Source organism: Halarchaeum nitratireducens (assembly GCF_014647155.1).
In the GTDB taxonomy this organism is placed as follows: Archaea; Halobacteriota; Halobacteria; order Halobacteriales; family Halobacteriaceae; genus Halarchaeum; species Halarchaeum nitratireducens.
In genome coordinates this window covers 178067-202584 of record NZ_BMOQ01000005.1, presented here as the reverse complement: position 1 = coordinate 202584, position 24518 = coordinate 178067, and the positions used below count along the sequence as shown (strand labels likewise).

Annotated in this window: 27 protein-coding genes, 1 other RNA gene and 1 pseudogene; 14 read left to right on the top strand and 15 right to left on the bottom strand. The window is 70.1% G+C overall.

Translation table 11 applies throughout. From position 1 onward, the window contains the following. The first annotated feature begins 53 nt into the window (after positions 1 to 53). A complete protein-coding gene (locus IEX91_RS10145; protein WP_188878751.1) occupies positions 54 to 1085 on the top strand; it encodes an ABC transporter ATP-binding protein in 1032 nt (343 codons plus the stop codon). After that, positions 1082 to 1861, top strand: coding sequence for an ABC transporter permease (locus tag IEX91_RS10140; protein WP_188878750.1), 780 nt, complete (start codon positions 1082 to 1084; stop codon positions 1859 to 1861). Before IEX91_RS10145 ends, IEX91_RS10140 begins: the two co-directional genes overlap by 4 nt. Here the strand turns inward: IEX91_RS10140 and rtcA are convergent. Beyond that, positions 1851 to 2891: an RNA 3'-terminal phosphate cyclase gene (gene rtcA, locus IEX91_RS10135; RefSeq protein WP_188878749.1), complete on the bottom strand. Its 1041-nt coding sequence runs from the start codon at positions 2889 to 2891 to the stop codon at positions 1851 to 1853. The two genes, IEX91_RS10140 and rtcA, sit on opposite strands and share 11 nt — an antisense overlap. 77 nt (positions 2892 to 2968) lie before the next feature. On the opposite strand from rtcA, the gene IEX91_RS10130 reads away from it, so the two are divergent. Next, the gene (locus tag IEX91_RS10130; RefSeq protein ID WP_188878748.1) at positions 2969 to 3520 is read left to right on the top strand and encodes a DUF1684 domain-containing protein; all 552 of its coding nucleotides are present in this window, start codon (positions 2969 to 2971) and stop codon (positions 3518 to 3520) included. Between the two features lie 129 nt (positions 3521 to 3649). On the opposite strand, the gene IEX91_RS10125 is transcribed toward IEX91_RS10130, so the two are convergent. The 5 genes from IEX91_RS10125 to IEX91_RS10105 form a co-directional block, all read right to left on the bottom strand. Beyond that, a complete protein-coding gene (locus IEX91_RS10125; protein WP_188878747.1) occupies positions 3650 to 4630 on the bottom strand; it encodes a transcription initiation factor IIB in 981 nt (326 codons plus the stop codon). 478 nt (positions 4631 to 5108) lie between these two features. After that, positions 5109 to 5534, bottom strand: coding sequence for a DUF7112 family protein (locus IEX91_RS10120; protein ID WP_188878745.1), 426 nt, complete (start codon positions 5532 to 5534; stop codon positions 5109 to 5111). Positions 5535 to 5584: 50 nt separating this feature from the next. Next, complete coding sequence (locus IEX91_RS10115) at positions 5585 to 6631, bottom strand: ABC transporter permease (RefSeq protein ID WP_188878743.1); 1047 nt, start codon at positions 6629 to 6631, stop codon at positions 5585 to 5587. Continuing rightward, positions 6624 to 8429, bottom strand: a complete 1806-nt coding sequence (locus IEX91_RS10110) for an ABC transporter permease (protein WP_188878741.1) — start codon at positions 8427 to 8429, stop codon at positions 6624 to 6626. Before IEX91_RS10110 ends, IEX91_RS10115 begins: the two co-directional genes overlap by 8 nt. Next, the gene (locus IEX91_RS10105) at positions 8426 to 9313 is read right to left on the bottom strand and encodes an ABC transporter ATP-binding protein (RefSeq protein WP_188878739.1); all 888 of its coding nucleotides are present in this window, start codon (positions 9311 to 9313) and stop codon (positions 8426 to 8428) included. The genes IEX91_RS10110 and IEX91_RS10105 overlap by 4 nt, the downstream gene beginning before the upstream one ends. Positions 9314 to 9416: 103 nt before the next feature. On the opposite strand from IEX91_RS10105, the gene IEX91_RS10100 reads away from it, so the two are divergent. Continuing rightward, a complete protein-coding gene (locus IEX91_RS10100; RefSeq protein ID WP_188878738.1) occupies positions 9417 to 9983 on the top strand; it encodes a hypothetical protein in 567 nt (188 codons plus the stop codon). Positions 9984 to 9987: 4 nt separating this feature from the next. Here IEX91_RS10100 and IEX91_RS10095 read toward each other — a convergent pair whose 3' ends face one another. Then, positions 9988 to 10752 (bottom strand): helix-turn-helix transcriptional regulator, encoded by a 765-nt coding sequence (locus tag IEX91_RS10095; RefSeq protein WP_188878737.1) that lies wholly within the window; start codon positions 10750 to 10752, stop codon positions 9988 to 9990. A gap of 84 nt (positions 10753 to 10836) precedes the next feature. Continuing rightward, complete coding sequence (locus tag IEX91_RS10090; protein WP_188878735.1) at positions 10837 to 11436, bottom strand: lysylphosphatidylglycerol synthase domain-containing protein; 600 nt, start codon at positions 11434 to 11436, stop codon at positions 10837 to 10839. Positions 11437 to 11549: 113 nt separating this feature from the next. Between IEX91_RS10090 and IEX91_RS10085 the strand changes: the two genes are divergently transcribed. Next, a complete protein-coding gene (locus IEX91_RS10085) occupies positions 11550 to 12548 on the top strand; it encodes a succinylglutamate desuccinylase/aspartoacylase family protein (protein WP_188878733.1) in 999 nt (332 codons plus the stop codon). On the opposite strand, the gene IEX91_RS10080 is transcribed toward IEX91_RS10085, so the two are convergent. Together IEX91_RS10080 and IEX91_RS10075 are read right to left on the bottom strand one after the other, a co-directional pair. Further along, entirely contained in the window at positions 12545 to 13228 is a 684-nt protein-coding gene (locus IEX91_RS10080) for an SOS response-associated peptidase (protein ID WP_188878731.1), read from the bottom strand. The genes IEX91_RS10085 and IEX91_RS10080 overlap by 4 nt on opposite strands. Before the next feature lie 267 nt (positions 13229 to 13495). After that, positions 13496 to 14356, bottom strand: coding sequence for a universal stress protein (locus IEX91_RS10075; RefSeq protein ID WP_188878730.1), 861 nt, complete (start codon positions 14354 to 14356; stop codon positions 13496 to 13498). 116 nt (positions 14357 to 14472) lie between these two features. On the opposite strand from IEX91_RS10075, the gene IEX91_RS10070 reads away from it, so the two are divergent. From IEX91_RS10070 to IEX91_RS10055, 4 genes are all read left to right on the top strand, one after another. Then, a complete protein-coding gene (locus IEX91_RS10070) occupies positions 14473 to 15231 on the top strand; it encodes a DUF2797 domain-containing protein (protein ID WP_188878729.1) in 759 nt (252 codons plus the stop codon). Between the two features lie 41 nt (positions 15232 to 15272). Beyond that, a complete protein-coding gene (locus IEX91_RS10065; protein ID WP_188878728.1) occupies positions 15273 to 16265 on the top strand; it encodes a DUF7490 domain-containing protein in 993 nt (330 codons plus the stop codon). Then, on the top strand, positions 16262 to 16606 hold the full coding sequence (locus tag IEX91_RS10060) for a hypothetical protein (RefSeq protein WP_188878727.1): 345 nt from the start codon (positions 16262 to 16264) through the stop codon (positions 16604 to 16606). Before IEX91_RS10065 ends, IEX91_RS10060 begins: the two co-directional genes overlap by 4 nt. Before the next feature lie 62 nt (positions 16607 to 16668). After that, positions 16669 to 17091: a hypothetical protein gene (locus tag IEX91_RS10055; protein WP_188878726.1), complete on the top strand. Its 423-nt coding sequence runs from the start codon at positions 16669 to 16671 to the stop codon at positions 17089 to 17091. Between the two features lie 4 nt (positions 17092 to 17095). Here the strand turns inward: IEX91_RS10055 and IEX91_RS10050 are convergent, their stop codons facing one another. Together IEX91_RS10050 and IEX91_RS10045 are read right to left on the bottom strand one after the other, a co-directional pair. Beyond that, complete coding sequence (locus IEX91_RS10050; protein WP_188878725.1) at positions 17096 to 18196, bottom strand: glycosyltransferase; 1101 nt, start codon at positions 18194 to 18196, stop codon at positions 17096 to 17098. Beyond that, entirely contained in the window at positions 18197 to 19252 is a 1056-nt protein-coding gene (locus tag IEX91_RS10045; RefSeq protein ID WP_188878724.1) for a glycosyltransferase family 4 protein, read from the bottom strand. A gap of 73 nt (positions 19253 to 19325) precedes the next feature. Between IEX91_RS10045 and IEX91_RS10040 the strand changes: the two genes are divergently transcribed. Genes IEX91_RS10040 through IEX91_RS10030 form a run of 3 tightly spaced genes read left to right on the top strand, consistent with a single transcriptional unit; the run spans position 19326 to position 20819 of the window. Then, positions 19326 to 19601 (top strand): ribonuclease P protein component 4, encoded by a 276-nt coding sequence (locus IEX91_RS10040; RefSeq protein WP_188878723.1) that lies wholly within the window; start codon positions 19326 to 19328, stop codon positions 19599 to 19601. 52 nt (positions 19602 to 19653) lie between these two features. Beyond that, positions 19654 to 19896 carry a YhbY family RNA-binding protein gene (locus tag IEX91_RS10035; protein ID WP_188878722.1) on the top strand — a complete coding sequence of 81 codons (243 nt, stop codon included), beginning with the start codon at positions 19654 to 19656 and terminating at the stop codon, positions 19894 to 19896. Next, positions 19893 to 20819: a mechanosensitive ion channel family protein gene (locus IEX91_RS10030; RefSeq protein WP_188878721.1), complete on the top strand. Its 927-nt coding sequence runs from the start codon at positions 19893 to 19895 to the stop codon at positions 20817 to 20819. Before IEX91_RS10035 ends, IEX91_RS10030 begins: the two co-directional genes overlap by 4 nt. Before the next feature lie 191 nt (positions 20820 to 21010). Here the strand turns inward: IEX91_RS10030 and ffs are convergent. Then, an RNA gene (gene ffs, locus IEX91_RS10025) (signal recognition particle sRNA) lies at positions 21011 to 21325 on the bottom strand. 166 nt (positions 21326 to 21491) lie between these two features. Between ffs and IEX91_RS10020 the strand changes: the two are divergent. Together IEX91_RS10020 and IEX91_RS10015 are read left to right on the top strand one after the other, a co-directional pair. Next, a pseudogene (locus IEX91_RS10020) lies at positions 21492 to 22540 on the top strand (RNA-guided endonuclease TnpB family protein). Between the two features lie 287 nt (positions 22541 to 22827). Next, complete coding sequence (locus tag IEX91_RS10015) at positions 22828 to 23103, top strand: DUF5798 family protein (protein WP_188878720.1); 276 nt, start codon at positions 22828 to 22830, stop codon at positions 23101 to 23103. Between the two features lie 35 nt (positions 23104 to 23138). On the opposite strand, the gene IEX91_RS10010 is transcribed toward IEX91_RS10015, so the two are convergent. Continuing rightward, the gene (locus IEX91_RS10010; RefSeq protein WP_188878718.1) at positions 23139 to 23549 is read right to left on the bottom strand and encodes a CoA-binding protein; all 411 of its coding nucleotides are present in this window, start codon (positions 23547 to 23549) and stop codon (positions 23139 to 23141) included. Positions 23550 to 23592: 43 nt separating this feature from the next. Beyond that, positions 23593 to 24423: a geranylgeranylglycerol-phosphate geranylgeranyltransferase gene (locus tag IEX91_RS10005; RefSeq protein WP_188878717.1), complete on the bottom strand. Its 831-nt coding sequence runs from the start codon at positions 24421 to 24423 to the stop codon at positions 23593 to 23595. Between the last annotated feature and the right edge of the window lie 95 nt (positions 24424 to 24518).

Genomic DNA, 24518 nt, shown 5'->3' with positions numbered 1-24518 from the left:
TGCCCCGGGTTCCGCCGGTCTTAATCCGGCCCGTCGCCTCCATTCGGACACGAATGCCACCAGCCATCCGCGTCGAGGGTCTGGAGAAGGACTACGGCGACGTCCAGGCGCTCGACGGTCTCGACCTCACGGTCCCCGAGGGGTCGTTCTTCGGTCTCCTCGGGCCGAACGGCGCGGGGAAGACGACGTTCATCAACGTCCTCGTCGGCCTCGTCCGCAAGACCGGCGGCCGCGCGGAAGTCTTCGGCAACGACGTCGAGGAGGACTATCAGGGCGCACGCGACGCCATCGGGCTCGCCCCACAGGAGTTCAACGTCGATCGCTTCTTCCCCATCGAGGAGGTCCTCCACCACAAGGCCGGCTACCACGGGATCCCCGAGGCCGAGGCCGAGGAACGCGCCGCCGAGGCGCTCAAGCGCGTCGGCATCTACGACAAGCGCGACGTCCGCTTCGACTGGCTCTCGGGTGGGATGAAACGGCGCTTCATGCTCGCCCGCGCGCTCGTCACCGACCCCGACCTCCTCATCCTCGACGAACCGACCGCGGGCGTCGACGTCGAGTTGCGCCACGACCTCTGGGAGGTCATCACCGACCTGAACGACGAGGGGACGACGATCCTCCTCACCACGCACTACATCGAGGAGGCCGAACGCCTCTGCGACGAGGTCGCCATCATCGACTCGGGACGGAAGGTGACGGTCGCGACCCCGGACGAGCTCACCGAGAAGGGAAGCGACACCCTCACCGTCTACTGCGAGAGCGCGATCGGGGACGCGCCCGCCCTCGACGACGAGCGGATCGAGCGCGTCGCGGTCGAGGGCGACGCGATCCGCGTTCGCGCGACGAGCGCGAGCGAGGTTGTTCCGAGCGTCCTCCGGCAACTCGAAGCCGCGGGTCACACCCCGCTCGACATCGACATCGAGCGCACCTCGCTCGAAGAGGTGTTCGTCGACCTGACGCGCCGCGAGGCGGGCGCGGACGCCGACGCGGAGAGCCACGAAGCGGCGAGCGACAGCGCGGAGACCGGTGACGGCGACGACGGCGAAGGCGCGGGCGACCGCGTCACCGCGGAGGCGAGCCGATGAGCGAGAGCCGCCTGTTCTCAACGGGGACGAAGACGCTCACGAAGCGCGAGATCCTGCGTTTCCTCCGGCGGCCCTGGAACACCTTCCTCCCGCCCTTCATCACGAACGTCCTCTACTTCTCCGTCTTCGGCGTCATCCTCGGCTCGCGGATCCAGGAGATCCGCGGCGTCCCCTACATCCAGTTCATCCTCCCCGGCCTCGTCGTGCTGGGCGCGATCGGGAACGCCTTCGAGAACGCCTCGTTCTCGATCTTCCACGGCCGGTGGAACGAGTACATCCACGAGCCGCTGACGTCGCCGCTCTCCTACCGCTCGATGGTGTTCAGCTACGTCGCCTCCTCGGCGCTGCGCGGGATCATCATCGGCGTGCTCATCGCGGTCATCGGCGCGGTCTTCACGCCCGTCCACTCGCTCGCCAACCCCGCGTACGCCGTCGTCTTCCTGCTCGTGATCGCCACGCTGTTCGCGGGTCTCGGCGTCATCGGCGGCCTCGTCGCCGACGACTTCGATCACCTCACGGTGCTCAATCAGTTTATCCTCCGGCCGCTCGTCTTCTTCGGCGGGGTCTTCTACAGCCTCGACGCCCTCAGCGGCGCGGCGCTCACCGCCTCTTACCTCAACCCGATGGTCTACATGGTGAACGGCGTCCGCTACGGCGTGCTCGGCGTCTCTGACATCCCGGTCAACGAGGCGCTCGGCGTCCTCGTCGCCCTCACCGTCGTCGTGCTCGCCGTCGACGTCGCGCTGTTCAAGCGCGGATACGGCCTCACCGACTGAGGCGCGGCGCGACGCGCACCCGCACGCACTCGTCGTCCGCGTCGCCGTCGTCGCCTCTGGCTTCCTCCCCGATCGTCACGTCGACCCCGAACGCGTCGAGCAGGTCGGCGTGCGTCTCCAGGTGATCGCTCCGCTCGGGCGCGACGTACGCGCCGCCCGCGAGCGCCGCGAACGGGAGGAGCTGATCCGCGAGGTGGGCGTCGACGCTCGCCGCCGTCGCGTCGAAGCCCTCGAAGGCGGCGACGGCCTCGCGGGCGACGTCTTCGGCGGGTTTCCCCCGCTCACCGAGCGCCGAGAAGCCCGCGCGCGTCTCCGCGTACCGGGCGACGAGCGTCACCACCGATCCCGGGGAGTCCGTTTCCGCCGACGTGACCGTCGTCGAGACGTCGCCCGGCACCGCCTCGCTCGCGGCGTCCGCCTGGCGCTGCGCCACGTCCGCGTCGGCCAGCGACGCGCTCGCCACCGAGCGGACGTCGATCGCCCGCCGGGGACCGCGCGAGGGGAGCACCAGCGGGTCGATCTCGGAGGGGCGAAGCGTCAGCGTCGCCGCGCCACCGCCCGCGGGGTAGAAGCCGCGGCGATCGGGGGTGACCGTGGCCTCGAGGCCGTGCGCTCGGAGGAGCGGGAGTTTCACGCGGGCGAGGTAATCGAGCGGCGGCGCCCAGCGGACGTCCGTTCCGCCGGTGACGGTCAGCTCGAAGGCGGAATCGAGGCGCGCGGCCAGCGGGAGGACGGCGTCGAAGACGAGCGGGACGCTCCCCGCCGTTCCGATCTCGACGCGCGCCGCGCCGCCCGTCACGGGCCCGGGATCGATCGTCACGCGTTCGGAGCCGACGCTCGCGCCGTCGAGATCGGCGTCGGTGATCGCGGCGAGGGCGTCCAGCGCCGCGACGTGCTGGCGTTTCAGGCCGGGCGACTCACGGGCGGCGCGGACGTCCGTCACCTCGACGGCGTGACCGCTCAGGCAGGCGAACGCGGCGGCGCTCCGGACGAGCTGGCCGCCGCCGTCGGCACCGGAGATCGAGCGCACGTCTCGCCGCTCGCGCGGGCGGGACAAAAGCGCGCCGCTACCGCACGCCTTACCGCGGCGGAGACGGTACGGAGCGTATGCCCGAATCCGACTTCGACGAGCGCGCGTGGCGCGAGCGCATCGCCGAGTACCGCGCGGAGAAAGACGAGTTCCTCGCCGAGCATCCCCAGTCGCCGATCCCGCCCGGCGAGCGCGACGCCTTCGACGGCCTCGACTACTACGCGCCCGATCCCGACTACCGCGTCGTCGGCCGGATCCAGGTCCCGAGCGAACGCGAGGAAATCGAGTTGGCGACGACGGCCGGCCCGGATCGGACCTACGAGCGCGCCGCGACGATCGGCTTCACGCTCGCGGACGAACACCACGTCCTCGAAGCGTACGCCGCGCCCGCGCAGGAGGGACTCTTCGTCCCGTTCACGGACCCGACGAACGGCGAGGCCACGTACGAGCGGGGACGATACCTCGAACTCGACGTCGAGGCGTTCGAGACCGGGGACGACGTGATAGTCGACTTCAACACCGCGTACAGTCCCTTCTGCGCGTACGACGACGGGTTCGCGTGCGTCGTGCCGCCCGCGGAGAACCGCGTGAGCGTCCCGGTCGAGGCGGGCGAGCGCACTCGGGAGTGAGAGTGGCGGTGAGTGAGTAAGAGGGAGAGAGCCGTCGCTACGCGCGATGGCGTCGGGAGAAGACGAATCGAACGCGTGCGACGAGCCGTCACACGGCGCGGGGCCGCGCGGAGGACACCGGAGATCCGCTTACGCCGCGTTCTCGGCGGCTTCGAGGAGCTCCTGGTAGCGGTTGCGGATCGTGACCTCGGAGACGTCCGTCACCTCGCTGACCTCGCTCTGCGTGACCTTCTGGTTGGCGAGCAGGCTCGCGGCGTAGATCGCGGCGGCGGCGAGGCCGACCGGGGACTTACCGCTTGTGACCCCCTGGTCGCCGGCGGTCTTCAGGAGGTCGCGGGCCTGACGCTCGACCTCGTCGCTGAGGTCGAGTTCGCTGACGAAGCGCGGGACGTAGCTCGCGGGGTCGGCGGGGGCGACTTCGAGGTTGAGCTCGCGGACGATGTAGCGGTAGGTCCGCTTGAACTCCATGTCGTCGATGCGCGAGACGGTGGCGACTTCGTCGAGCGAGCGCGGGGTCTGCATCTGACGCGCCGCCGCGTAGAGGGCGGCGGTGGCGACGCCCTCGATGGAGCGACCGGGGAGGAGGTCCTCGTCGAGCGCGCGGCGGTAGATGACCGACGCGGTCTCCCGGACCTCCTTGGGGAGGCCGAGGGCGCTGGCCATGCGCTCGATCTCGCCGAGCGCCTGCTTCAGGTTCCGCTCCTTGCTGTTGCGGGTGCGGAAGCGCTCGTTCCAGGTGCGCAGGCGCTGCATCTTCTGGCGCTGGCGGCTCGACAGCGAGTTGCCGTAGGCGTCCTTGTTCTGCCAGCCGATGTTGGTCGAGAGCCCCTTGTCGTGCATCATGTTCGTCGTCGGGGCGCCGACGCGCGATTTCTGGTCCTTCTCCTGGCTGTTGAACGCCCGCCACTCCGGCCCCCGGTCGATGCCGTCCTCCTCGACGACGAGACCACAGTCGGCGCAGACGGTCTCGCCGTGGGTCTCGTCGGTGCGGAGCGTGCCGCCACACTCGGGACAGACGTCGACGTCGGTTCGCTCGTCGGTCGTCTCCTCGGTCGTGCGCTCTGTTCGCTGACTGTCGCTGGTGTACGTGCGGATCGTGGTGTCGCTCATGATGGATACTCCGGATCCGGTAGGAGAAGAATGTATAAGTTCCTCCGACCGGCGGTTCCTAACCACAGATAAGGTCGACAAGTACTTAAACCCTTCGGTAATGGCAGCGGACAGTGGTATCTACTAACACCCACTACAGGTCCCTTAGAGTCGCCTGAGAGGCGTTTCGTCGTCTCGACGATCGCTGTCACTCGACCGGTATTCTTATATGTTTATCGTGGCAGACGGTCCCACGGTCAGCCGCCGCGCGAGGGAGAGCGGTAGGTCTGTCAAACCGGAAATCGCACCGGTGGCGATGAGCCGTATAGGTACGCCGAAAACGGGTTCGCAACGCTGGTGCGAAGAGCGCAGCGACGACACGGGAGTGGCCGTGACCGCCGGGACGCGGCGATCGGCGAGCGACGGCGCGCTCTCGACGCCGTCGCCACCGAGCTCACCCGCGACGACTACCGCGCGACCTTCCGCGACACCCCGATCCCTAGCCGTCGAGGTCCCGCGCGATGCTCGCCAACCCGTCGTCGGGGGCCTCCGTCGCTGCGTACGTCGCTCGCTCGCCCGGCGCGCGGACCCCGTACTTGTAGTCGGACGTCACGACGTCGAGGTGGATCGTCCGACCGTAGTCGAGATCGAGCGCGTGCAGCCACGCGCGCAGGTGGTTCTCGCCCTCGCCGGGCGTCCGCGCGAGCCGCGGCGACTCGAACGCCCCGCGAAGCACCGCGCTCCCGGAGGCGTCCTCCGCCACCCGCGTGCGGTACTCGGCGTCGTCGACGGCGAGGCGGACCACCTCGCCCACCGGCACCGCGTCGGAGTCGGTGACGCGGAGCTGGGGACGGTTCGTCGATCCGTAGCGTTCGAGGACGGTGTCGACCGTGCGGACGCCCTCGCTGGTGACGCGTTCGACCATACCCCCGGTAGGGTGGCCGGACCGAAGAACGGTTCGGCGGCGGACGGGAGCTACGTGGTCGCCGCCCGGGCCGCGGCGACGCGGGTCGCGGCGTAGCTGACGACGCCGAGGACGATCGCGCCCACGACCGTGAGCCACGTGATCGTCGTCGGCGACCCGATGGCGAGCTTGGCGACGACGTTCTGCGGGCTCTCGGGGAGGAGGCTCGCCGCGCCGAACGCGCCCAGCGCGCCGAAGGAGTAGACGAGCTGAGCCTCGCGGTGTTTCGGGACGGCGAGCGCTGCCGCGACACCGCCGACGACGAGGAGGCCGGTCAGCGCGGTGACGAACCCGAGCGCGGCGAGGGGCGCGTGGATCGGCGTGCCGTTGAGCGCGAGGAACGCGAACCAACACGCGACCTGCGCGGGCGCGATGGCGACGAACGCGAGCGCCTTCCCGTCGACGATCTCGGGGATCGAGAGCGGTGCGCTCCGCAGGAGGTCCCACGTCTCGCGCTCGCGCTCCTCCGCGATGCTGTCGGCGGCGATGGAGCCGCTGATGAACGCCGGCAGGAAGGCGAGCGCGGGGATGAGCACCGTGTAGGTGAACCCGTGATACGTGCTCCCGCCGCGCTCGGGCGGGAGGTCGAGGGGCTGGCGATCGAGGCGCGTCGAGAGGGCGGCGCGGCGCTGGCGCTCGTAGCGCGAGAGCGCCGCCTTCAGCCGACTGACGACGACGGTGGTGGCGAACGAGCCGTCGGGGACGGTGGCGTCGACGTACGTGCGACCGCTGTCGAGGCGATCGGCGACGAGGACGGCGTCGACGTCGCCGCGCTCGAAGCCGGCGCGCGCCGCCCTCTCCGCGTCGTAGTAGGTCGCGTACATGGCGTCGCCGCGATCGACGACCGGCCCGAGGTCGTCGGCGGCGTCGCCCGTCACGCCGACGTCGACGGCCACGGCACCGCCCGCGGCGCCCGGCGCGTAGAGGCTCACGAGGCCGACGACGAGGACGGACGAGAACGCCGCGACGAACAGCTGGATGGCGAGCGCGAGGACGATCGTCTTCTCGCGGCGCAGGGAGGCGAGTTCGCGGCGCGCGAGGACGAGGCGACTATCCAACGGTGGTCACCACCGTGTAGTTGTAGCCGAGGTGGAGGAGAACCGCCCCGGCGAGGGCGATCGCGTACCCCCGCGCGCTCCGGCGCGCCCCGAGCGCCGACACCGAGGCGGTGACCGCGTGGAGGACGAGCGGAGCGGCGAGGAGCGCGAGCGATCCCGCGCCGAGTTCCGCGTTGCCGAACGCCGCGCCGCCGACGGTGAGATCCGAGAGACCGACGAGGCGCGTGAGGAGGAGGAGTTTCTCGCCGAGGAAGAAGCCGACGCCGGAGGCGACGCCGAGCGCGAGCGCCGCCCGCGTGGCGCGCTCGAAGCGCGCGTTCGTGAAGCCGGCGTAGACGTGGACGCTCTTGGCGACCTCCTCGATGACGGCGACGAGTACGAGGACGATCGGCACGGCGAGGTCGGGCGGCGCGACGAACAGCGACGCGACGGCGAACAGTTCGGCGATGAGGACGAAGGGGACGAGCGCCACGGTCAGCAGACCGACGCGCCGGACGGACGTGAGGGGGGCCGCGAGCGCGTCGAGCGCCTTCGCGGGGAGGCGTTTCTGGGTGAAGAGGTCCTCCTCGCGGTAGACGCCGAGGCCGAGGCCGTAGCAGACGACCGCCGCGGTGGCGACCGGGACGGTGGCGAGGAGGAAGCCCCCGAGCTGGAAGGGATCGCCGCGGATGTCGCGGACGACGACGGAGAGCGGGCTGATAGCCGCGATGGGGTGGACCTCGGTGAACACCGCGGGGACGAAGGCGTAGGCCATCAGGACGACCGTGACGGTCACCGTGACGAACGTGAGCTCCTTGTACGAGCGCGCGAAGAGCGCGCCGAGGAAGGTGACGCCGAGGAAGAGCGCGGCGAGCGGGAGGACGGCGAGCACGGACGCGACGCCCGCACCGACCGCGTAGGCGATGGGGACCGTGACGAGCGCGGCCGCGGCGAGATACGGGAGGGTCTTCCCGGCCACGATGTCGGCGCGCGTCGCCGGGGAGACGAGGAGCGGTTCGCCCCGGCGGTCGACCCGTTCGTCGAGCACGCTGGAGCCGTAGGACTGGATGACGACGTTCAGCGGGAGGACGAAGACGAACGCGAGCAACAGCGACTCCAAGGGGAACGGCGGCGTGAGACCGCCGGGCGTGTTCGCGGGCGCGCTCGCGTCGCCGCTCACGCTCGGTCCCGCGGTGCCCGCGGATGCGCCGCCTCCGACAGCCGTCGTCGTGCCGGTCCCGTCGCCCGTCGTTGCCCCACTGTCAGCAGTCGTCCCGCCGCCGACGGTCGTTCCGCCGTCGTCCGTCCGCGCGCCGGCCCCGTCGTCGGCGTCGATCGCTGCACTCCCGCCGGAGCCGCCGGCGACGCGCGTCCCGCGCTCGACGTACGAGACGTCGACGGTCACGGGGAACGCGGCGGCGACGTCGTTCTCCGTCGCCATCAGCCGGTCGTTGTACGCCTCGGTGGCGCTTCGCAGGGCGGCGAGCGCCGCGCGCCCCTTCGCGCTGTCGGCGACGACGAAGCCGCTCGTGCCGACGACGGCGACGTCCGCGCGGCCGCGTTCGACGGCGTTCGCGCCCGGCGGGACGGCGCTGAGTCGGTCGTTCAGCGCGACGGGCGCGCGGTAGGGGTTCGCGTCGTCGACCGCGACGCGGTAGACGCCCTGGCCGGGCGTCGGCGCGGACAGGACGAGCGCGGGCGCGACGAGCGCGACGACGAGGAGCGTGCACGCGAGGAGGATCGCCGTCCGTCGGTCGATCGTCCCGGCGTTGCGTCCCGCCTCCCAGCGCGCGATCCGGAGGACGCGTCGCGGGCTCACGCCGGCCCTCCCGTGACGGCGAGGAAGACGTCCTCCAGCGTGGACTCGCGCGTCCGGATGTCGAGGACGTCGCCGCCGGCCTCGGCGGCGCGCTCGCGGACGTCCTCGACGGCGGCCATCGAGTCGACGCGCACGCGGTACCGAGCGCCGTCCCCGCGCTCGGCGTCGAGGCGCTCCGCGCCCGGGACCCCGACGTCCGTGAAGACGCGGTACTCGACGCGGCCGTGCGCGGCGCGGATCTCGTCGAGCGTTCCCTCGGCCGCGATCGCCCCCTCGGAGACGATGGCGACGCGGTCGCAGACCGACTCGACGTGGTGGAGGTCGTGGGCGCTGAAGACGATCGTCTTGCCCCGCGCGGCGAGGTCGCGCGTGAACTCGATGACGACGTTCGTCGTCGTCGGATCGAGCCCCGAGGCGGGTTCGTCGTAGACGAGGACGTCGGGGTCGTTGACGAGCGAGCGCGCGATGGCGACCTTCCGCTTCATCCCCTTCGAGAAGTCACCGACGGGGCGGTCGCGGGCGTCGAGGTCGAGGCGGTCGAGCGCGGCGGCGATCCGCTCGTCCGCCGTCTCCCGATCCACGTCGTAGAGGTCGCCGAAGAACCGGAGGTACGATCGCGGCGTCATGTCCTCGTAGAGCGGCGACTCCTCGGGGAGGAAGCCGAGGGTGCGGCGCATCTCGGGATCGCCGGCGTCGTAGCCGTTCACGACCACCTCGCCCGACGTGGGTTCGAGCAGGCCGGCGAGGGTCTTGAGCGTCGTCGTCTTGCCCGCGCCGTTCGGGCCGACGAGACCGAACACCTCGCCGTCGGCGACCTCGAAGTCGATGCCGCGGACGGCCTCGACGTCGCCGTAGGTCTTCCGCAGACCGGACACGGAGAGCACGTTCGTCCGCGCGACCGGCACCGACAAGGGCGTTACGGCGCACTCGACGCGCGTGTCGCCCGGCCGGTGGACCGTAGTAGCTCGCGGTGATACGTCTCGGACGATGTCGTCACTCCCCTTCGATTGGTCGCCGAGCGGCGAGTCGGAAGTCGGCTTTCGCGGGTACGGAACGCGCGTCCGCCGACTCGTCGGGCGGTCCGTCGTCCTCGCCGCGGGCGTCGTCGCCTTCGGCCTCTCGGTCGGACTGACCTTCGTCGCGTACCTCACGGGCGTCGTCGCGGCGGGTCGGACGCGTCTGCTCTTCGCGCTCTACGTCGTCCTCGCGACGGTGTGGTACGCGCTGACGCTCGTGTGGGGGAACGTCGAACAGCGCCGGACGCGGCGCGCCGACGCCGCCCCCGAGATCGTCCTCGAAACGCGGGGCGGCACGCTCGTCGCCAGCAACGTCGGCGCCGGACCGGCCATCGACGCGCGGATCGCGGTGTCGGTGGGCGGCGAGCGCGTCTACGACGAGCTGTGTCCCGTCCTGCGCGCCGGCGAGCACCTGTCGGTCGCGTCGGCGGTTCGCGACGACGCGGCGGTCGCGCTCGGCGTCTGGTCGGCGACGCGGCTCTCGGACGTCGAGTACCGCGTCGAGCGGACGTACGAGGGCGCGACGCTCCGGACGTAGCCGCTCAGCGAAGAGGGCGGGCGGCCGCCGCGACGCGATCGAGGCGTTCGCGCGCCCACGAGAGGGCCTCGCGGGTGTCGTTGACGAGGAGGAGTGCGACACCGCGATCGCCGCAGGCGAGACAGACGACCCGCCTACCGTCCGGGAGGTGACAGAGCGCGAGGCCGAACGGGTAGGTCGGTTCGACCTCGAAGAGCGTGACCGTCTCCGCTTGGAGGACGGCTTCGATGGGCCCGCGGAAATCGACGAAGAGCGCGTCGAGGACGTCCGGGACGACGTACGCGTCGAGGACGAGTCCCGCGTCGACGCGCCGGCGGAGCGTGTCCATCGCCTCCGGGAGCACGCGCGTGGCGTACAGTTCGACGCGCACGGCCTCCGCCAAGAGGTCGGTCAGAACGGAGACGGGACGGTGCGGCGTCTTCGAATCGGCGTCGACGATCTCGGCGTTTCGCACGACGTCGAGCGTGACGGACGCGGTGGCGGGGAGGGCGGAGAGGGAGGCGGCGCCCGCGAGCGCGTCGACGTCGGCGCGGAAGGCGTCGTGCGCGGCGAGGCCGAGTCGCCCGATCAGCGTGAGAGCGACGGCGCCGTCGCGGCGCTCGACGGCCCCCGTGGCCTCCAGGTCGCGGACCGCGCGATCGACGGTGGAGCGTGAGACGTCGTGCGCGTCGGCGAGCACGCGCTTCGGGACGGCGCCGTCGGCCAGCGTCCGGAGGAACGGTGCACGATCGACGAGCAGTCGTGCGAACTGTTCGGGGTCGCTGGCCATACGCTCCGGTGGTGCGTTCTCGGCGTATAAGCTCGTTGGTACGATCGAAGCGCTGAACGGTATGAATGTACGAAGGATTTATTATCACGTATTGCCCGACGGGAGTCGATCCAACAGGTGAGTTAAACACCGGGCCGTCCCACTCGATACGTGCCGGTGGTTGTCACCGGTTGTGCCTCTGAGTCGTTCCGGGGTCACCGAGTGGTGACCGACGGAACGGCCTTCCGAACGGAGTTCGGCGGCTTTTTTACCACCGTTGCGGCGGTAGGGGGTGTGATCGATAACGCCCGCGACGTCCCGTGGTGCGTGACGAGCGCGAGCGACACGGGTGACTATCGGCCGGCGGCCGATCCCGCGACTGAGGGCGGCGAGGACGCGGACGACGTCGCCGCCCGCCTGCCCGAACGGCGTGACGTTGTTGGCGAACGACGCGGCCGCGTAGACGAGGACGGAGTCGCCGTAGGGGAGCGTCGGACCGATCGCGCCGAGGACGAGGCGGAGGGCGAACGCCCACGCGCCGAGCCACGTGAGCGCCGCCACGCCGACGAGCGCGATCAGACCGAGGTCGGCGGCCGCGAGCTCCGCGGTCACCTCGCCCGCATCGACGAACCAGAAGGGGCCGGCGAGGGCGAGCGCCGCGACGAGGAAGCCGACGACGGCCGCGCGGCGGCGGGCATCGAGCACGCCCGTCCCTCGGAATGAGGGACCTGAAACTCACGGCTCGGCCCGACGGCGATTGTGTATCGCGTCTTGTGGTTTACGACTTCGATAAGTGCCCGGCGCGCCTCGGTGCTCGCATGGCTACTCCCTTCGAGTACGGCGGCGGCAGCGTACCGCCCGGCGAGGTCCGACACGCGCGGTACGCGATCAGCGAGACGTTCCTCGGGGACCCCATCCGGGTGCCGGTGACCGTCGTCAACGGCGAGCGCGACGGGCCGAGCGTCTTCATCTCGGCGGCCGTCCACGGCGACGAACTCAACGGCGTGAAGGTCGCCCACGACGTCGCCGTCCGATACGACCCCGCCGACCTCGCCGGTACCCTCCTCATCGTTCACGTCGTCAATCCGCCGGGCTATCTCGCCCAGCAGCGCTACCTCCCGATCTACGATCAGGACCTGAACCGCTCGTTCCCGGGGAGCGAACGGTCGACGCCCGCCCAACGCATCGCCAACGAACTGTATCGGGGGCTCTTCTCGCACTGCGACTACGGGATCGACCTCCACACGTCGACGCGCGGGCGCACCACGATGTTCCACACCAGAGCGCAGACGGAACGCGAGGGGGCGGCCCGCCTCGCGGAGGCGTTCGGCGCGAACGTCGTACTCGCGGGCATCGGCGAGGAGGACAACTCGATCCGCTCCTCGTGTACGAACCGGGGGACGCCGACCATCACCGTCGAGATGGGCGAGGCCCACCGCTTCCAGCGGGCGCACGTCGAGCGCGCGAGCGCCGGTATCGAGAGCGCGCTCACCGAACTCGGGATGTACGACGGCGAACGCCTCGAACCCACGTGGCGCCGCGTCGTCAACGCGCGCACGGAGAAGGCGTGGGTCCGGTCCGACGCCGGCGGCCTCGTCGACCTGCACGTCACGCGTGCGAGCGTCGTCGAGGACGGCGAGGCAATCTGCACCGTCCACGACCACTTCGGCACCGAGCGACACGTCGTTCGCGCGCCGTTCACCGGCCTCGTCGTCGGTCTCCTACAGAACCCGGTCGCCCAGCCCGGCCACCCGGTCTGTCACCTCGTCAGCGTCGACGAGGAGACCCGAGCGGCCATCGACGCGGAGAGCGCTTAGACCGTCTCGACGAGGTCGGGACGATCGTTCGCCGGATCGTTCACGGCCCGCGAGACGGGACGTGCGACGAGGTCGACGTCGTTGGCACGGTCGAGGAGCCCCGCGTACTCCGCGGAGAGCCAGCGCGACTCCTCCTCGGGCGCGAGGAGGACGGACTCGCGGTGGTGGTAGTCGGCGACGGTCCCGGTCGCGTCGCGCGTCAGGACGGCGAACGACCGCACGGGGTCGGCCGCACGGTCCGGCGAGCCCTCCGCCCCGAACGCGTCGAGACCCGTCTGCGTCGTCTCGGGTTCGTACGTCGCCCAGATCCCGGCCATGGCGAACGGCTCGCCGTCGGGGCGGTGGAAGTAGTAGGGGCGTTTCGTCCCGCCCTCCTCGCGCCACTCGTAGAAGCCGTCACAGGGGACGAGACAGCGCCGCTCTTCGAGGCTCTCGGCGAACGTCGGTTTCTCGCGCACCGTCTCGACGCGGGCGTTGATCGGCCCGGGGCTCGCGTCGTCCGCCCACGGCGGCACGAGACCCCACTGGAACGCCCTGAGGGTCCCGGGATCGTCGTCCGCGATCACGGGCAGGGACTGCGACGGCGCGGCGTTGTACGTCGGTTCGTAGCCCGACGTCTCGACGTCGAAGCGTCGCGCGAGCGTCTCGTGATCGCTGAACAGCGCGTAGCGGCCGCACATACGTCGAGGGTGACGGCGTGGGGCCTTAACGACCGCCATCGGCGGTTCTCGATTCGAGGGCGCGATAAATCACATCATGCGATACGGAATCGCCTCGTGCCGGTGCGGTCACTCGGTTCGCGGATCGCGTCGCCTCGCGAGACATGCGGCGCGTAGAGGTGGCCGTGGGCGGTGTCACGCCGCGTCCAGCCGGACGCGGCGGTAGGCGAAACGGCATACTGGAGGAGACGAGGTCGAGCGAAAGAGGGACGACGGTGGCGGTTCGCGTTACTCCGGCCGGACGGTCAGCACGGGCACGTCGGCGCTCCGGACGGTGCGCTCGGTGACGCTCCCGAGGAGGACGCGATCCAGGCCGCTTCGACCAGTCGTTCCCATGACGATCGCGTCGGCGTCGACCTCGCCCGCCCGGTCGCTGATGACGTCCGGGGGCGACCCGTGCGCGACGTGACCGTCGGCCTCGATTCCGCGCGCCTCGGCCTGTGCGACGGCGCTGCCGACGGTCTCGTCGGCCTGCGCTTCGAGCTCGTCGAGGATCACCGTCGAGCGGGTGTCGAGGCCGAGCGACGCCTCGTTCACGACGGAGAGGACGTCGACGTCGGCGTCCATCGACTCGGCGAGATCGAGGGCGTGGTCGATCGCCGCGTTCGCGGTCGTACTCCCGTCCGTCGGAACGAGGAGACGCTCGTAGGGGAAGTCGTAGCGCTCGTCGCGGCTGCGCGCCGTGAGCACGGGAACGTCGGCGTCGCGGACGACGGACTCCGTGACGCTGCCGAGGAAGAAGCGCGAGACCCCCGTCCGACCGTGCGTCGGCATGACGACGAGGTCGTGTCCCCTCTCGGTGGCCTGTTCCACGATCGCGTCGGCGGGACGACCTTGGACGACGGCGGTCTCGTAGCCGACGCCGTGGGCGTCGAACGTCTCGCCGGCCTCCGCGACGACCTCCTCGCCGTAGCGGACGAGCGCGTCGATCACGTCGTCGCCGAGGACGGTGACGCTGTCGCGCGTCGTATCCGCGACGTAGAGGAGTTCGACGGTCGCGTCGGCCCACTGGGCGAGCTCCGCGGCGTGACGCCGGACGATCTCCGCGTGAGCGCTACGGTCGACCGGCAGGAGTATCGAGTCGTACATACCGTCTCGTACGATAGAGGGTCCCTAAACCGTTCCCCCGGCGGGAGCTGAACTGCCTCCGGCCCGCCGCGGTGACGAGCGGGACGGCTATACGGCGCGCTCTCGTACCCTCGCGCGTGCAGTTCGTCGGCTACCGCCCGCGCGATCAGCACGGCCCCGCGAGCCTCCAGCTCGCCGACGGCGGCGCGATAACGCGCGTCGCACTCGAACCCGGGCGCGAGCTCGCGTACACGCTCGGCGAGCGGCGGTGCGCGGGGACGATCACGGACGACGGTCACGTCGCGTGCGCGAACGCCGACGCGCCCTACTGCCCGCAACACACCTCGACGTGGGTGTGCGCGAAGTGCCGGGGGGACTGCCTCAAAGACGAGATGGACTGCCACGAGGCCCACGCCATCTACCTCGCGGCGTTCGCGCCCGACGTCGTGAAGGTCGGCGTCACTCGCGCGTGGCGGCTCGAAACCCGCCTGCGCGAGCAGGGTGCCGACCGGGCCGCGCACCTCGACACCGTCGAGAACGGCAGGATCGCCCGCGAGCGCGAGGCCGCACTCGCCGCACGCTTCCCGGATCGCGTCCGCGTCCCGACGAAGATCGCGGGGCTCGACGCGGCCGTCGACGAGGAGACGTGGCGCGACGCGCTGGCCGACTTCGACCCGGTGGACACGTACGCCTTCGACTACGGTCTCGACCTCGACGACCGGCCGGTCTCGGAGGTGCTCGCCACGGGGACGGTCGTCGGCGCGCGCGGCCGCGTGCTCTGTCTCGAACGCGGGGGGACGGTGTACGCGGTCGACCTCCGCGACCTCGTGGGTCACGAGGTCCGGGCCGAAGCGGACGAGCGCGACCTGCAGGCGAGCCTCGGCGCGTTCGCCTGAGACACCCGAAGGCACTTATCGGCCGAGTGAGAGGTGCCGGCGTGAACGTCGAACGAGCCCTCCTCGGCGCCGCCGCGGCGATCGCGGCGCTCGCCGTCGTGGCGGCGCTCGCCGTCCCCGGCGCCGTCGCACCCCCGGAGCCCGATCGGCCGCCGGCGTACGTGGAGTACGCGGAGATGACCGTCTCGCCGTCGAGCGTCGCGGGCGACACCGTCACCCTCGACGTGACGAACTACCTCACCCACGAGGGAAGTCCCGCGCGGAACGTCACCGTCCGCACGCGCGCCGTCGACACCGATACCGGCTTCGTGGCGACGAGCGCGCGGGCGTCGCTCGGGACGCTGACCGGCGACGGCGAGCGCGAGGCGACGCTGTCCCTCACGGTCGAACGCGAGGGCGGCTATCGCCTCGAAACGGCGGTGTACGAGAACGGAAGCCGCGTCGCCGCGGGCCATCGGACGGTGCGCGGCGTCGGCGCGCTCGTCCCCGACTACGCGCGGAGCCCGGTACGCTTCCACGCGTTCGAGAGCGGCGCGATCCCGTCGGTGCGCGTCGGCGTCGCGGAGGCCGGCGCGGAGCGGACGGCGCTGGACGTCGGCGCGTACGTCACGAACGCGGGCGGCGAGAGCGAGCCGGTCCGCGTCGAGTACGTCGCCCGACAGGTGGAGTCGAACCTCGTCGCCGACCGCGCGACGGTCGAGGTCGCGAGCGTGGCCGCGGGGCAGACGGTGACGCCGAACGCGACGCTCGACGTGCCGGCGGGGTACAACTACTACGTCGACGCGATCCTCTGGAAGGACGGCGTGCTGATCGAGACGACGACCGCGGCGGCGAACCTCGATCCGACGCGGACGATCAGCGTGAACGAGACGCGCGAGGACGTGGGACTCGACGTCAGCGACTTCGAGGGCGGGAGCACGGGCGCGTCGACGACGACGCCGACGATGTCGGGAGGCTCGCCCGGCTTCGGCGCCCCGGTCGCGCTCGCGGCGCTCGGCGGCGCCGCGCTCCTCGCACGGCGGTGGTCGGCGTGAGCGACGACGAACACCCGACGACGGACGAGGCGACGGACACCGAGGAGACGATGGACACGAACGAGAACGCGGCCGCCGACGGTGAACGAGACGGAGAGAACGCGCGAACGGAGGACGACGGCGTCGCACTCCGACGCGGCGCGCGCGTGCTCGGCATCGCGATCGCCGGCCTCGTCGCGCTCGTCGCGTGCGTCTCGCTCTACGGCGCGGTCGGCACGCTGATCGCGCAGTGGGTCGCTCCGCGCTATCAGCCGCTGTACGAGGCGGGATTCGACCTCGCCGTCCTCCTGCTCGCGGCGGCCGTCGTCGCTCGCCTCGCTCGTGGGACCGAGGCGTTCTGAGGCGCCGCGTGCGCGGGGAGGAGGACACAGGGCTTTTCACACCGTCACGCGAAACGTGGGGCATGGCAGACGACGAACCCAGCGAGGACGAGGGAGAGGAGGAAACGAAGTCCTTCCGCGAGCGCGTCGAGGAGATCCGCGCGGAGCGAGAGGAGCGCGAGGACGGCGAGGGCGGGTCCCGCCGCGAGGAGCTCGAAGAGCGGATGGGCGGCGAGGCGGGCGGGATGGGCGGTGGCGGCGGCAACCCGTTCGCGCAGATGATGGGCGGCATGATGGGCGGTGGCGGCGGCCCCGGCGGCATGGGCGGTGGCCCCGGTGGCATGGGCGGCGGTCCCGGGGGCGCCGGCCCCGGCGCGCGGGGCGAGGACGGCGACTCGGGCGCGCGAAAGAAGATCGGCCGCGAGCTCGAGGAGCTTCGCAAGGAGATCGAGCGCACGAACAACAAGCTCGATCGGATCGCCAACGCGCTCGAAGACCGCGACTGATCGGTTAGCCGAGCAGTCGATCGTAGACCGCGGCCAAGCGATCGACGGCCCGCGAGACGCTCACTTCTTCACGCCTGTCGAGACACGTCTCCGCGAGCGCGTCGCGCTCGTCGAGGGCGCGCCGGATCGCGTCGCGGAAGGCCGCGGCGTCCCCGACCGGGTAGTGATAGCCGGTCTCGCCGTCGTCGACGGTCTCGATCAGCGCGCCGGCGTCGGCACCGACGACGGGCGTTCCGCAGGCGTTGGCCTCCAAGGCGACGAGGCCCTGCGTCTCGACGGGACTGGGGAACGCGAAGACGTCGAGGGCGCTGTAGAACGCCGGGAGTTCCTCGCGGGGAAGGAACCCGAGGAAGCGCGCGTCGATCCCGCGCCGGCGCGCGCGGGCTTCGAGGTCGTCGCGGGCGGGCCCGTCACCGCCGAGGACGAGCGTCGCGTCGAGGTCCGCGGCGGCGTCGACGAGATCTGAGAGGCGTTTCTCGTAGCCATGCCGGCCGGTGTAGCCGACGAGCGTCCCCGAGAGGCCGTAGCGCTCGCGGAAGTCGCTCGCGTCGGTGGGCGCGAAGAAGTCGACGTCGACGCCGTTCGGGAGCGAGTCGGCGGGCGTCGAGACGCCGAGGTCGCGGACGCGGTCGCAGGCGCGCTCGCTCGGCGCGAGCACGAGGTCGGCTCGATCGAGGAACCACCGCTCCCACGCCGCGCTGACGCGCTCCAGGGAGGGCGTGAGCGCGTCCGGGGCGACGTACTCGACGTACTCGCTCGTCGGCGTGTGGTAGGAAACGACGAGCGGGGCGTCGTGGCGGCGGGCGTAGCGGTAGCCCGCGACCCCGACGGCGAACGGCGAGTGAGCGTGGACGACGTCGGGCGTCACGACGCCGCGCGGCGTGTGCGGGGCGGCGAGACGGTACCCCTCGTAGAAGGGGAAGTCGACGCTGGCGACGGGGTGCTCGCCGGGGTCGGGGTCGTAGTCGGCGTCCGGGTAGACGACGTCCATGCGGCCGCCGCGGGCCTGCCAGCGCTCGCGCCACGTGCGGACGGTGTAGGTCGCGCCGTTGACGGTAGGGAGGTAGGTGTCGGTGAACGCCGCGACGCGCGGGTGATCGGCCATTCAGGTCGCCTCGACGAGGTCGTGGTAGACGTCGGCGAGCTCCGCGCCGACGCGATCGAGCGAGTGTTCGCGCGCCGTCTCGCGGGCGTTCGCACCCAGCTCGGCGCGGAGCTCGGGATCGGCCGCGAGGCGGTCGATCGCGTCGACGTACTCGGCCTCGCTCCCGCAGAGGAGGCAGTCCTCGCCGTCCGTGAAGTACTCGCGGAAGACCGGGAGGTCGCTGAGGACGCAGGCCTTCCCGCACGCCATCGCCTCCAGAGCGACGAGTCCCTGCGTCTCGCTCTTCGTCGGGAAGACGAACACGTCGCCGGCCCCGAAGGCCCCGCGTTTGTCCTCGACCCACCCCGTGAACGTGACGCTCTCCGGGGGGTCGTTCACCCACCGCTTCACCGACTCCGAGGCGTGCGGGCCGGTGTCGTAGGGCCCGAACCAGACGAACTCGTACTCGGTGCGCTGGGCGAGTTCGCAGAACGTCGTCAGCCCCTTGCGCTCGAAGACGTTACCGACGGTGAAGACGACGGTCCCCTCCAGATCGAAGCGCTCGCGGTAGGGCTCGCGGAACTCCTCGACGCCCGCCAGGGAGTCGAGGTCCACGCCGTTCGTCAGGACGTCGATCGGCGCGTCGATCGGATACGTTTCGAGGCGCTCTTTCGCGTACGTCGAGGGTGCGATCACGCGGTCGGCGAGCGAGTAGAACCACCGGAGATACCGCTCCAGGGGGTCTGCGAGGAGTTCGACGCCGCGCCAACTCCCCATCGTGTTCTCGCGGAGCGTGTGCGCGTGGAGGACGAGCGGGGTGTCCGTGCGGCGGGCGTGGCGCGCGACGGCGACCGATCCCGGCCCGAAGAGGTGGCAGTGTGCGAGGTCGACGTCCGCGAAGACGCCGTCGCCGCGCGCGACGGAGAGCGCGGTGTCGAGCGGGTCGTCGCCCGCCCACGGCCGCGTTCGGACCGCGACGTCGGTCGGGGCGAGCGCGGCGTGCTGCTGGCGGGCGGCGGTGGCGATCCCGCTGCGTTCGAGCGGGCCCGCCAGCTCCAGATAGTTGAGCGCGCGCATCGGGTGGCGTCGACGGCCCGGGGGCGAAAAGGTGTATCGAAACGCTTTGCCCCGTCGGGCCCCGAGGGGGCGTGTGAGCGGAATCGCCGCGGAGCGGATCGATCGATTGGCGTCGCTGGCGGCGGCGGCCGCGCGCGACGGCGACGTCGACCGGGCGCGCGAGTACGTCCGGCTCGCCCGCCGGATCGCCGAACGCAACCGCCTGCGTCTCCCCCGGCGCCTCGTCCGGTTCACGTGCGACGACTGCGACGCCTACCTGATTCCGGGGCGGAACGCCCGAACGCGCCTGCAGGACGGTCACGTCGTCACGACGTGTGCGTGCGGTTCGCAGGCGCGACACCCCTACTGAGCCCCGTCCGGGGACAATAGATTCAAACCGCCGCCGCGAGATACGAGAACGTATGGCTAATCTACGTCGGAAGGCCCACGAAGCGGACGTAACGGTATGGGTCGGCAAGGGTGGCGTCGACGCCGTCGTCGACGAGCTCGACGACCAGCTCGCGGACAGGGAGGTCGTGAAGGTGAAGTTCCTCCGCTCGTCGCGGGGCGGGACGACGACCGAGGACCTCGCTGAAGAACTGTGCGACGCCGTGAACGCCGATCTCGTCGAGACCCGAGGGAACACGGCGGTATACACGCGATGACGGCCCTCCCGTTGCAGGCCGGCGGCGCGGGCGGCTTCATCGGCAACTGGCTCCAGTCGGCGATCGGTCTCGCGCCGAGTTACGCGGCCGCGATCGGCGCGGCCGTCACGTTCGTCGTCGTCGCGGTCGTCCTCTACGTCCTCGGGAAGGCGATCATCACGCCGCTCGCCAACCGCGTGATGGATCGCCGCGGCCTCGACAAACACGCAAAGGTACCGCTCCAGAAGGTTGTCTCGATCGGCATCGTCGCCGTCTCGGTCGGCGTCGCGTTCGCGTTCGCGGGCTACGGCAACATCCTGACGGCGCTGGCGACCGTCGCCGCGGCCGCGACGCTCGCCATCGGCTTCGCCATGCAGGACGTGATCGCGAACTTCGTCGCCGGCGTCTTCATCTACACGGACAAGCCGTTCCGCATCGGCGATTGGATCGAGTGGGACGGCAACTCGGGGGTCGTCGAGGACATCAGCCTCCGCGTCACCCGCGTCCGGACCTTCGACAACGAACTGCTCACCGTCCCGAACTCGAACCTCACGGACGGCGTCATCAAGAACCCCGTCGCCAAGGACAAACTCCGCGTGCAGTTCGAGTTCGGAATCGGCTACGACGACGACATCGACAAGGCGACCGAGATCATCGTCGAGGAGGCCGAGAAGCGCGACGACATCCTAGACGATCCCGGCGTCTCGGTCCGCCTCTCCGAGCTCGGGGGCTCCTACGTCGGCCTGAAGAGCCGCTTTTGGATCGCGGACCCCTCGCGCGCGGACTTCGTGAAGACCCGCGGCGAGTACGTTCAGGCGGTCAAAGAGCGCTTCGACGCCGAGGGCGTCAACATCCCGTACCCGACGCGCACGCTCGAAGGCGGTCTCACCATCGAGGGCGAGGCGATCAGTCCCGAAGCCTTCGACGCGGGCGACGAGCGGTAAGCGACCCGGATCGCTCGGTTCCGCCTTCTCGCGCTCCGGGGACGACGGCGCGCGCCGAAATCATCGAGGGACGAGTCGACGCGGCGCTCGAACGGGTCACGGTCGACGAGAACGCCGAGTGGGCGGAAACCGAGGGGCCCGTGAGACAGCGAGGAGCGCGGCCGCTCTCGGTGCGCGATCGGCGGTATGAATGGTGAACGGGCCGAGGTTGCCCGACCGTTCCGGACCGGATAGTCCCGGTCGCCTCCTCCACCCCGCGACCCTTCGAGCGACGGACGTCCGGTGCTCCGCTGCTCACTTCCGTGCCTGACGGGGTCGCACCGACGAGTCGCGCCGTGACGCCCCTGCAGGCGCACGAGCCGCGAGCCGTCGCCCCCGAAGGACGAGGTTTCTCTGTCGGCTTCCGGGGTCCGACCCGGGCGGGTCGGACGTCCTCGGTGTTCGGCCCCCGCTAATGACCGTGTCGCGGGTGAGGGCGGGGCCAAACCGCCCGGCCTAGTTCACCTCATCCTACTCGGGTGGGACGTAAGGGCCTTTCGTTAGGAAGTGCGAGGAGAACGCCCCGTGCTTTAGCGCGGGAATGAATCCGACAATCACTTACATAAACTACAGTCGATGGCATGGCCTGTTATTCCAATATATTTTTAAGATATCAATCAAATTACATTTGTAATGGTCACGGTGACTGTCACCGCGAAGTTCCACAATCCATCTCTCACACGGCGTAAAGAGTGGCAACACGCTACTCGCCTCTACCGTGACACCAAACAGTTCTGCATTGACGGATGGGAGAACGGCGACTTCGGCAAATCCGTGACCACCGCCAGCATCGACAACGACCTCTACTCGGCCATCCAGAACCAAGCCATCCGAGAGGCGAAATCCGACCACAACAAGGACGGAGAGGTTCAGTATCGAGAGAGCCAACCGTTCGCCGTCAACAACCAGAACTGGGAACTCGACACAACCGAGAACGGCACGGTCGTCGTCGGCTTCCCGTGTATCTCTCAATGGTGGTACACCCCGATCGTGGTGTACGACGACATTGCCGACCCCGTAGACCGACTAGTCGAGGGTGACGCGAAGAAGACGCGATTGCAACTGTACCGTCGTGGCGACGACTGGTACTGCACGTTCAACATTGAATACGACACCGACCTGTCGGGTAAGACGCCCATCGGTGTCGATATTGGTGAACGCCACATCCTCGCTGCGACGGCCTACGGCGAAGACGAGTCGATGCTGGTGTCGGGTGGTGAGGCGAAGTACGTTCGACGCAAATATCGTTCCCTACGCGATTCGCTCCAACAGGCGGGTGTGCTTCGCGCACGCAACCGTGTGGGTGACAAAGAACAGCGTCGAATAAAGACCTGAACCACAAACTCTCCCGTCGCCTCATCACGTTCGCGGAACAATTCGAAACCCCTGTCATTCGGATGGAAGGCCTCGAAGGCATCCGCGAGAACAGTTCGTGGTCGGGCGTCCACTCGTGGCATTTCCACCAACTCCAACGGTTCATCACGTACAAGGCTGAACGCGCTGGGATTCGCGTCGAGACGGTCGATCCAGAATATACCAGTCAACGGTGTTCAGCGTGTGGTTCGATGGGAACCCGTGATGGCGACCACTTTTCGTGTCCGGAGTGTGGTCGTGGACGCCACGCCGACCTGAACGCGTCGGAGAACATCGCACAACGGGAGGGAGAACCATGCACGGCGTAACAGTTCGGCTGACGCGACCCGTGCTCCCTCGCTGGGTGAAGAGCCAGCCATCTTTGATGCCCGCAGATTGCGGGGAGGAAGGCCCCTTTGACAGGGCTGTACGCGCTGGAAAGCACGTCCTTGGTCACAACTGGACGGCGACCTTCGACGGCCCACGCGAAAGCGTGCTTGAGGCCCGAGGAAACGCGCAACCTGAATATCCACTTCGTGGAATTCTCGCCCTGTAGGGCGGGGAGGATGTCAACCCGTGGGGAAGGCCTTTGCGTCCCGCCGTCCGAAGGAAAGCCATGGGACTCACGAGCACGGCGAACACGGTGAGCAAACTCTCCGATCTCGCGGAGAAGCTCTACAAGCGCGTCGAGGCCATCCGCAAGCGAGTCGAGGGGATGAGCGAGACCGTCGGTGACACGAACGAGCGCGTCGAGCGACTGGAGGGCGAACTCGCCGAGCAGCGCGCGCTCGTCGAGGCGCTCGCGGCGGAGAGCGGCGTCGACGTCGAGGCCACCCTGGAGGAGCTCGACGATCCGGGAGCGGACGTGGAGACCGACGACGCCGAGGCGTAAGCGCGGCGGAGAAGCGTCCGCGCTTCGGCGTCGCGTCAGCGCTTCAGTCGACCGTGTTCGACCTTCATACAGCGATCTTGGACGACGGTGAGCCCCGCGTCCGTCGCGCGCCCCGCCGCGTCGTCGTCGCGGATGCCGAGTTGCGTCCAGATCGCCGTCACGTCGTCGCGTTCGATCGCTTCGTCGACGATCCCCGCGACCTCCTCGCTCGGTCGAAAGACGTTCACGACGTCGACCTCCGCCTCGACGTCCGCGAGCGTGTCGTAGGCGCGCTCACCGAGCACCTCGTCGGTCGTCGGGTTCACCGGGACGATCCGGTAGCCGTGACGCTGGAGGTACTTCGGGACGTCGTGGGCGGCCTTCCCGGGCGTGCCCGAGCAGCCGACGACCGCGATGGTCTCGTAGTCGAGGACGCGTGACAACACCTCGTCGTCCGAGTCTGTCATACGCGAATCGACGAGCGCCACCGACAAAAAGCCGCCGCGCCGCTCAGGCGGCCGCGCGCCCGACGACGAACGCCGCCGCCGCGAGGAACATCCCGTACTTCAGGATCCCCTGCGCACGCGCCGGATCGTCGAACGCCACGTACGCCGCGTACGCCATCACGAGGTCCGCGGGGACGATGGCCGCGAGGTACGCGACGCCGAAGAGGTCGCGGAGGTACGGCACCGGACTGGCGAGCACGGCGACGACGAGCACCGCCGCCGCGAGGAGACACGCGTTTCGCTCTCCCACCGCGATCGGCAGCGTGTTGAGACCCTCCTCACGGTCGCCCGCGACGTCTTCGATGTCCTTGATAATCTCGCGCGCGAGCGTCGAGAGCGCCGCGAGCGCGAACAGGACGACCGCCGCGAGGGGTCGCCCGACCGCCGCCGCGCCGAAGAGGAACGTGCTCCCGCCGAGATACGCGACGACGGCGTTCCCCGCCCCCGGCAGGCCCTTGAAGACCTTCGTGTACGTGACGAGCGCGAGGAGGTTCACCACCGCGACCGCGATGGCGAACAGCGGGAGGGAGAGCGCGAGGACGATCGAGCCCGCGAAGAGGACGACGCTGAAGGCGAGCGCCCCCCGGGACGTGACCGCACCGCGGGGGATCGGCCGCTCCGGATTATTGATCGCGTCAATGTCCCGATCGAAGTAGTCGTTGATCGCGTTCCCCGCCGCCGTCGCGAACACCGTCGCGACCGCCGCGACGAGCGCCGCGAGCGCGAACGGTCGCCCCGCGACGTACGCCCCGATGAGCGTCAGCACACCCGAGACGACCGCGTTCGCCGGCCGACAGAGTTCGAAGAGCCCACGCACCCGCACACCGAGAGTCATACTCGCGTCACTCGCGCGCCGCCCGCAAGAAACGTTCGTGTCGCGGTCGACCAACGAATCGCGGGACTTAAGCGCCACCGCCGGGAACGATGAGT